This window comes from Actinosynnema sp. NPDC059797 (assembly GCF_042732085.1).
In the GTDB taxonomy this organism is placed as follows: Bacteria; Actinomycetota; Actinomycetes; order Mycobacteriales; family Pseudonocardiaceae; genus Actinosynnema.
In genome coordinates this window covers 1-8,245 of sequence record NZ_JBHWIE010000321.1, presented here as the reverse complement: position 1 = coordinate 8,245, position 8,245 = coordinate 1, and the positions used below count along the sequence as shown (strand labels likewise).

The 8,245-nt window shown below is 74.1% G+C and carries 8 protein-coding genes; 4 read left to right on the top strand and 4 right to left on the bottom strand.

Going from position 1 to position 8,245, the window contains the following annotated elements; translation table 11 throughout:
* Positions 1–908 (bottom strand): alpha/beta hydrolase family protein (locus ACFV4N_RS35790; protein ID WP_499677096.1); only part of this gene is annotated, 908 nt, incomplete at its 3' end.
* 185 nt (positions 909–1,093) lie between these two features.
* Between ACFV4N_RS35790 and ACFV4N_RS35785 the strand changes: the two genes are divergently transcribed.
* Positions 1,094–1,699, top strand: coding sequence for a TetR/AcrR family transcriptional regulator (locus ACFV4N_RS35785; protein ID WP_499677095.1), 606 nt, complete (start codon positions 1,094–1,096; stop codon positions 1,697–1,699).
* Positions 1,700–1,716: 17 nt separating this feature from the next.
* Here the strand turns inward: ACFV4N_RS35785 and ACFV4N_RS35780 are convergent, their stop codons facing one another.
* Positions 1,717–2,814 (bottom strand): choice-of-anchor P family protein, encoded by a 1,098-nt coding sequence (locus ACFV4N_RS35780; protein WP_499677094.1) that lies wholly within the window; start codon positions 2,812–2,814, stop codon positions 1,717–1,719.
* Positions 2,815–3,075: 261 nt separating this feature from the next.
* Between ACFV4N_RS35780 and ACFV4N_RS35775 the strand changes: the two genes are divergently transcribed.
* Positions 3,076–3,606 carry a VanZ family protein gene (locus tag ACFV4N_RS35775; RefSeq protein WP_499677093.1) on the top strand — a complete coding sequence of 177 codons (531 nt, stop codon included), beginning with the start codon at positions 3,076–3,078 and terminating at the stop codon, positions 3,604–3,606.
* On the opposite strand, the gene ACFV4N_RS35770 is transcribed toward ACFV4N_RS35775, so the two are convergent.
* Entirely contained in the window at positions 3,561–4,748 is a 1,188-nt protein-coding gene (locus ACFV4N_RS35770) for a globin domain-containing protein (RefSeq protein ID WP_499677092.1), read from the bottom strand. The genes ACFV4N_RS35775 and ACFV4N_RS35770 overlap by 46 nt on opposite strands.
* Positions 4,749–4,980: 232 nt before the next feature.
* Between ACFV4N_RS35770 and ACFV4N_RS35765 the strand changes: the two genes are divergently transcribed.
* Positions 4,981–5,460, top strand: coding sequence for a cation:proton antiporter regulatory subunit (locus tag ACFV4N_RS35765; RefSeq protein ID WP_499677091.1), 480 nt, complete (start codon positions 4,981–4,983; stop codon positions 5,458–5,460).
* Between the two features lie 7 nt (positions 5,461–5,467).
* Positions 5,468–6,622, top strand: coding sequence for a cation:proton antiporter (locus ACFV4N_RS35760; protein WP_499677090.1), 1,155 nt, complete (start codon positions 5,468–5,470; stop codon positions 6,620–6,622).
* Between the two features lie 26 nt (positions 6,623–6,648).
* Here ACFV4N_RS35760 and ACFV4N_RS35755 read toward each other — a convergent pair whose 3' ends face one another.
* On the bottom strand, positions 6,649–7,890 hold the full coding sequence (locus tag ACFV4N_RS35755) for an acetyl-CoA hydrolase/transferase family protein (protein ID WP_499677089.1): 1,242 nt from the start codon (positions 7,888–7,890) through the stop codon (positions 6,649–6,651).
* Positions 7,891–8,245: the final 355 nt, after the last annotated feature.

The following is an 8,245-nucleotide window of genomic DNA, read 5'->3' as shown; positions in this document are numbered from 1 at the left end:
TCCCAGGACATGTCGCCGGGGAACAGCCGGGAACGCAGGTAGGCCCACACCAGCGCCCGCAGGGCGGCGACCCGTTCGGGGTTCTCGTCGGAGGTCTCCGCGGCGTCGTAGCCGGAGATCCCGCCGAACAGGTGCTGTGCGCCCAGGAAGGTCAGCAGCGTCTTGTTCCCGCCGGGGCTGTGGGTGTAGGCGTCCCAGCGGTAGCTGAGCCGGGAGGAGAAGTTGGGGTTGAGGTCCTCGTCGCCGGCGACGACGAGCGCGGCGTCGGTCATCTGCCCGAAGTCGATGTGCTTCATCATCGGGTAGTGCTCCGCGGCCCACGGCGAGAAGTGCTCGTCGGCGACGCCCGGTCCTCCGATCACGACGCCGGCCTTGACCCGGGGGTCGGAGAGGTCCTTCTCCCGGGGGTCGTTCGGGTCGGCCACCTGAGAGCCCAGCAGCAGCGAGACCGTGTGGCCACCGGCCGAGTGCCCGACCGCGGCCACCTTCTCGGTGTCGACGCGGCCCGGCAGCCCCGGAACCGCGGCGAGGACCTCCTCCAGGTGGTCGAGGACGGTGTGCATGTCGACGGCGCGGTCACGCCAGAACAGCGGCGCGTCGGGCAGGTCCTGGTCGCGCAGCCCGAGCACCGTGGAGTCCAGGTGCGTCGGCTGGACGACGACGAACCCGTGAGCGGCCCAGAAATCCGCGACGGGGCCGTAGCCGCGCAGCGAGGAGATGAAGTTGGCCATGCCGTGCCCGTGCGAGAGCAGCATCACCGGCAGGTCGGTCCCGGTCACGGGGGCCGAGACCTTGATCTCCAGCGGCACGGGCCTGCCCGGCACGTCGAGCGTGACGGGGCTGTAAGTGAGGATCGGGGTGGGGTCGCTGACCGGGAAGCCGGCGGCGTCCGCGTAGGACGTGCTCATGGGTGTTCCTCTCGGGCCGTTCGTCCGTGAAGCCGTTGCTCGCCGGACTCGGTGGTGATCGACTTCGACCGCCCGACAAAAGATTGCCATGGGTGGCAACTTTGCACAAGGGGGCATTTTAACCTTGGAGTGCATGTATGCTGGGGCACGCACAGGCGGTGATCGACGGAGTGCGGGAGAGTGCGGTGACCAGTGACGGTCCGGGGCTTCGGGAACGGTCCAAAGCACGACGGCGGCGGCTGATCCTGCACACGGCCCTGCGCCTGTTCGCCGAACGCGGGTACGACCGGACCACGATCGCCGACATCGCCGAGGTGGCCGAGGTCGCGCCGCGGACCGTGACGGGCTACTTCCCGTCGAAGCTCGACTTCATCACCGAGTGGCCGGCGTCCATCGAGCAGCGGATCATCGCGCTGCACCAGGAGGATCCCGCCCTGGAGTTCATCGACCTGGTGGACAGGTGGTGGCACGACCTGCGCGACAACGTCGACCGGGAGGAGGCCGCGCTCACCCGCGCCATGGCCCTGGCCAACCCCGGCGTGGTCGCCATGGCGGAGGCCGAGGTCTCACGACGAACCCCCGGAACCGGCTTCCCCTTCGACGGAACCGATCGCGACGACCTGTTCGGAGCCGCGGGTCGAGCCGCGATCAGGGGCGTCAACCAGGTGTTCCTGCGCGGCGTCGCCGAGGGCCGCATGACCGACGAACTCCACGACGACCTGCTGCGCCTGATCCGCGCCATCGCCGACAGCACCAACGTCGGCCACGGCTCACTCAAGCTGGACCCCTAGCCCGCACCCGAGCCTGGTCAGGCGGCCGGGCAGGGGGCGCCGGGGCGGGTCAGGGTGACCCGGGCGTGGCCGACCACGAGGTCCACGCCGCTGAGCAGGCGGACGTGCGGGGCGTTGGCGGCAATGCCGGCGCCGCCCGCCAGGGGCCGCTGCTCGTTGACCACGACCGTGGCCACGAGCGGGATGGTGATGGTCAGGCCGACCGCGGGGGTGACCACCGGGGCGCCGTTGACCCGCAGGTTGACCAGCTCGACGTCACCGGTGGTGGTGACCGCGCCGGTGCCGTCCTCGTCGGCGGTGGCCTTGGCGCGGACCTCGTCGGCGGTGATCAGGCCGCCCAGCAGCGAGACCTGCGCGGTGCGGGCCCGCGCGGTGGCGGTGCGCTCGCCGTCGCCGTCGACCACGCCGCGGGCTTCGGTGTCGATGACCCCCAGCGAGCCGATCCCGGGCAGGCCCGCGCCGAGGAGCTGGTCCTGGTCCAGGCCCGGTTGGGTGGTGCAGGCCAGGTCGGACGGCGCGAGCGGGCCGACGCCGACGAGCGGGGCGGTCAACTCGCCGCCGTGGGCGTGGGCGTCGAACACCAGCTCCGGCGCGGTGAAGCGGACCGAGGCGCAGCCCGGCGCGTCGAGGCCGACGCGTGCGGTGACGTCGGTGGCGCAGGTCGTGTAGGTGCCGGCGTGGGCGGCGGTGACCGTGACGGTGATCGTGCACGAGACCTGGCCGGTGGCGGTCTGCCCGACCTCGACGGGGGACGGGCTGTAGCCGACGTCCAGTTGCGGGGTGACGTCCAGGACGCGGACGTTGTCGAACGCGGCGTCGTTGCCGGTGCCGCTGCCCTGGGCGTTGAGCAGCCGCACCCCGACCGAGGAGCCGCCGAACAGCACGGGCCGGTCGCTGGTGTAGGTGCCCACGGCGGTGCCGTTGACGACGGTCGAGGGGTTGGCGCAGGGCTCGATCGGGGTGGTGGAGGTGGGAATGGCCGTCGCGCCGTCGAGGAGGTGGAACTCGAACAGCGCGTGGTTGGCGGAGCAGTTCTGCTCGGCCGCGTCGACCGAGAAGGTCAGGAACCGGTCGGGCGCGGGCAGCGGGACGGGCTGCTCGGTGCGCAGCTGCACCTTGCCCGCACCGGGGTTGCCCGCGCTGCACCCGCTGCCGGGCGGGGGCGAGGCCGGCTGTTGCGGTGAGGCCGGCCAACCGTTGCACGCGGTCAGCCAGGCCGGGTCGGCGTCGTAGGTCTGGCCGATCGGTGGCGCGCCGGTGTAGTCGCTGAGGCGGCGGACCGCGCCGGTGCCCGCGGCCGGGGCCCGGACGGGTGTCGAGGCGGGTTCGACCTATCCTCTGCGGCGAGTGCCGATCGACGAGTGCGAGGCCATCGCGTGATCACGGACGTCCTGCTCGACCACCCGTGGCTGTCCCCTGCCGCCCTAGTGCTGCTCGTCGTCCTCGGTCCGCTCGTGGGCAGCCGGCTGGTCGCCCGGCCCGCCGTCACCCGGGCGCTGCTCGGCCTGTCGCTCCTGCCGGTCGCCGTGACCACGCTCGTCCCCGTGGATCGGGAGCTGTACGAGGTGTGCGTGGTGCAGTGGGCGTTGCCCACGCCGTCCCGCGTGGAGTTGATGGCGAACGTCGTGCTGTTCGTCGCGCCGGCGCTCCTCCTCGCCGTGGCCACCCGGCGCCCCGCGCTCGCCGGGGCGGCGGGCGCCGCGCTGTCGGCCGGCGTCGAGTTCGCCCAGGCGCTCGTGCCCGCCATCGGCCGCTCCTGCGACACGGCCGACTGGGGGAACAACACCCTCGGCGCCGCCATCGGCGCGGCACTGGGCTGGGGCGCGCTGCTCTTGGCCCGGCAGTCCCGATCGCGGCGTGGTCAGCCGGCCCCTCCGTCGAGCATCCCCGGTCCGAAGACCTCGTAGCGGACGCGGTCGGCGGGCAGGCCGCGGCGCAGCAGCCCGGCGCGGACGTCGCGCATGAACGGCACCGGCCCGCACAGGTAGGCGGTCGTGTCCGCGGTCAGCGGGATGGCGTCCACGTCGACGAGGCCCCGGCGCCCGCCGTCGCCCGTCTCGTACCAGGTGAGCTGCTCGACGTCGGCGAGGCCGGCGGCGGCCTGGTGGACCTCGGCGCGCAGCGCGTGCCGGTCGGCGGAGCGCTCGGCGTGCACGAGCACCACCCGCCGGGTGGGCTGGGTGCGGGCCAGGTGGTCCAGCATCGAGGCCGCCGGCGTGATGCCGATGCCCGCGCTGACCAGCAGCACCGGACCGGTGCCCGGCTCCAGGGTGTTCTCCCCGGCGGGCGGGCCGAGCAGCAGGGTGTCGTCGGCGTGCACGTGGTCGTGCAGGTGGTTCGAGACCGCGCCGTCGGGCGTGCCGCCGGCGCCGCGCACCCGGCGCACGGTGATCCGCAGCGAGCCCCGGCCCGGCCCCTGGGACAGCGAGTACTGGCGCGGCTGGCGGCGGCCGTCGGGCAGCTCGACCGCGACCGAGACGTACTGGCCGGGCGCGAAGTCCGGCACCTCGCCGCCGTCGTCGGGCACGAGCGTGAACGACACCGCGTCCACGGCCTCCTCCTGCCGCTTGGCCACCCGCCACCGCCGCCACACCGTCGCCGGGTCGATCCCGCCGCGCTGGTACAGCCGCGCCTCGGCGGCGATGAGCCGGCACGCCAGCAGCCAGTACACCTCGTCCCAGGCGGCGGCGACCTCCGGCGTGACCGCGTCGCCCAGGACCTCGCCCACAGCGGCCATGAGGTGCCTGCCGACGACCGGGTACTGCTCGGCCCGGATGCCCAGCGACACGTGCTTGTGCGCGATGCGCTCGGCGATCGGGTCGAACGAACCGGCGTCGGCGTCGAGCAGGTGACCGGCGAAGGCGACCACGGCGGACGCCAGGGCGACCCGCTGCTGCCCACCGGCCTGGTTGCCCTGGTTGAACAGGTCGAGCAGCTCGGGGTGCGCGGCGAACATCGCGGGGTAGAACTCGCCGGTGATCTCGACGGCGTGGTCGCGCACGACCGGCAGCGTCGCGCGCACCACCTCTGCTGAGGCAGCGGACAGCACGGTGTGGTCCTCCTGGGTCGTCGGAGTGGTCGGGCAGGGCCGGGGGACGAGGCCCCGGGCACCAGGTCCGCTCGATCCGGTCACGACGACCACGATGCGCCACGCGCACCGCCGGGCAGCAGAGAGGAACGTCCGGCCCGCGCGGGACCTTGGCCCCTGTCGCCGCGGGCGAGAGGTTCCCGTGGGCCGCTCCGGGCGACCGGGGCATCGACCGCGGCGGCATGATGGCCCGGTGGACGTCAACGAGGTGCTGTTGCCGGGTGTGGGGTTGCGCTACGAGTTCACCAACGCCGACGGTGAGCGGATCGGGGTGATCGCCCGTCGTGAGGGCGGGTTCGAGCTGGTGTCCTACCCGCCGGAGGACCCCGACGAGGGCAGGCCGCTGTTCCGGCTGACCCGGGAGGAGGCGGACGCGGTGGCCGAGATCCTGGGCGCCCCGCGCATCGTCGAGCGGTTCGCCGACCTGTCGCGGGAAGTGCCGGGGCTGCTGTCGGACCGGGTCGACGTGCCCGCCGGGTCCCCGCACGCCGACCAGCCGCTGGGCACGATGCGGGCCCGCACGCGCACCGGCGTGTCGGTGGTGGCGGTCGTGCGCGGTGAGGAGGTCATCGCCGCCCCGATGCCGGCGGAGGTCATCCGCCCGGGTGACGTGCTGGTGGTGATCGGCACGGCCGAGGGCATCGCGGCCGTGCGCCGCATCGTCGAGGGCTGAACCGGGCGTGCACACCTCGTTGGCCCTGCTGCTGGAGCTGGGCCTGATCCTGGTCGTGCTCAGCGCGTTGGGCACGGCGGCCCGCCGGTTCGGCCTGCCGGCCGTCCCGCTCTACCTGCTCGCGGGTCTCGCGCTGGGCGAGGGCGGGGTGGCGCCGGTGCCCACGGCCGGCGAGTTCGTCGAGGCCGGGGCCTCGATCGGCGTGGTGCTGCTGCTGCTCACCCTGGGCCTGGAGTTCTCCACCGCCGAGTTCACCCACAGCCTGCGGCGCCACGTCCCCTCCGCCGGGGTGGACCTGGTGCTGGGCGCCGGGCCCGGCGCGGTCGCCGGGTGGCTGCTGGGCCTGGACGCCGTCGGGGTGCTCGCGCTGGCCGGGGCGACCTGGGTGTCCTCCTCGGGCATCATCGCCCGCCTGCTGGGCGACCTGCGCCGGCTGGGCAACCGCGAGACCCCCGCCGTGCTGGCCGTGCTGGTCATGGAGGACTTCGCCATGGCCGTCTACCTGCCCGTGCTGGCCGTCCTCGTCGCGGGCGGGACGTGGTGGCAGGCTGTGCTGGGCGTGCTGGTCGCCGTGACCGCTGTCGCCGCCGCGTTCCTGGTGGCCCACCGGTTCGGCAGGCACGTCAACCGCTGGCTGGCCCACCCCGACGCCGAGCAGCTCATGCTCCGCGTGCTGGGCACCACCCTCGTGGTCGCCGCCCTGGCCGAGTACCTCAACGTCTCCGCCGCCGTCGGGGCGTTCCTGGTCGGCCTCACCCTCACCGGCGAGGCCGCCGAGCGCACCCGCCGGGTGCTCGGCCCGCTGCGCGACCTGTTCGCCGCCGCGTTCTTCCTGGCCATCGGCCTGTCGGTCAGCCTCGCCGACCTGCTGCCCAGCCTGCCCGCCGCGCTCGCGCTGGCCGTCGCGGGCGCGGCGGGCAAGGTCGCCACCGGCTGGTACACGGCCCGGCGCGACGGGGCCGCCCGGCGCGGCCGGCTGCGCGCCGGCACCGCCCTGATCGCCCGCGGCGAGTTCTCCGTCGTCATCGTCGGCCTCGCCGGCGCCGCCCACCCCGACCTCGGGCCCCTGGTCACCGCCTACGTGCTCGTCCTGGCCACCACCGGACCGCTGATCACCCGTTGGACCGGCGGCCCGACGAGGAAACCCGCCCCGTCCAGGTAGGCGCGCACGCGGGTCCGGGGCACCGGTCAGGCCGGTGGCCGCAGCGGGAAGCCCAGACCGCGACCGGCCTCGGCGAGTTCGTCGCGGACCCGCGGGTGGGCGACGTGGTCGATGATCTGCTGCGCCTGCTCGCCGGCGTCGTGACCCCAGATGGCGGCGGTGCCCTGCTCGCTGACCAGGTAGCTGTGCTGGAAGGAGGTGACCGGGCCGGTCAGGCGGGGCACCACCGTGGACACGTCGGCCTTGGGGTGCCAGGAGGGCAGGGCCACGATCGCCCGGCCACCCGGCGAGTGCAGTGCCCCGACCACGAAGTCGGTCTGCCCGCCGAACCCGGAGTAGATGACGCCGTGCACGCGGCTGGCGTTGGCCTGGGCGTACAGGTCGACCTGCAACGCGCTGTTGATCGAGACCAGGCGCGGCCTGCGGGCGATCAACCCGGGGTCGTTGGTCTTCTCGGTGCGCAGCAGCCGGACCCGGGGGTTGCGGTCCACCCAGTCGTACAGCTCCGGGCTGCCGAACACGAACGAGGCGGTCACGGGGGTGTCCGGGTCGAGCGCGCCCGCCCGCTCCAGGGCCGGCACGCCGTCGCTGAACATCTCCGACCACACCGCCAGGCCGCGCCGCCCGGTCAGCGCCGCGAGCACCGCGTCCGGCACCGCGCCGATGCCCATCTGCAGCGTCGCGCCCTCCGGGACGAGCGCCGCCACCCGGTCGGCGATCGCGCGGGACACCTCCCCGATCTCGCGGGGCGCCGGCGAGGTCAGCGGCTCGTCGACCTCGATCGCGTAGTCCACCTCGTCGCAGGGCAGCACCCCGTCACCGTGCGTGTAGGGCATCCGGGGGTTCAGCTGGGCGATCACCAGGCCGCCCCGGGCGCGGACCGCCTCGATCGCGGCGGGCAGGACGTTGACCTCCGTGCCCAGCGACACGCACCCGTCCACCGGGGTGGAGGTGTGCACCAGCACGACGTCCGGCGGCAACGACTGCCGCAGCAGGTGCGGCACCAGCGACAGCCGGGAGGGGAAGTACCGCAGCATCCGCTTGCCGCGCATCCCCGGCCCGACGAACGGCGTCTCCAGCACCACGCCGTCGCGGTCCGGGACGCCCTCCTGGGCGTTCAGCGCGAACAGGCGGTACTCGGCCACCGCCTCGTCCAGCACGCCCAACGCGTGGCGCGGGGTGGCGTGGTTCCCGCTGACCACCACCCGGGGACGGCCTGCGAGGCCGGACAGCACGGCGGCCAACTGGGACTCGGACAGAACGCGCATGGAACGGATCACCCGACTGGTTCGGAGGTGCGGTGGTGTCGGACGCGGTCGGTCTGGCGATGTCGGCCGCGGGTGTGCGGCCCGGTGGGTACCCGGAGAGCCCTGGGACAACCCCGTGCCCACCCGGTCGTCACGTGGCCGGGTGGTGGGAGGCGGAGAGGTGGTCATGACATCCGCCGACTGGTCGCTGCTCGTGATCACCCCGGGTAGGTGTGCCCCGGGCGGAGGACTTCGTGCGGGTTCGCCGCCGACGCGTCGGAACGGGCGGGTTCCCGACCCGCCCGCCCCTCCGTGCGCCTGCGGTGTGGTTCATCGAAGCCAGGTGTGGTCGCGGACGATCGGCAGCCGGGCCCAC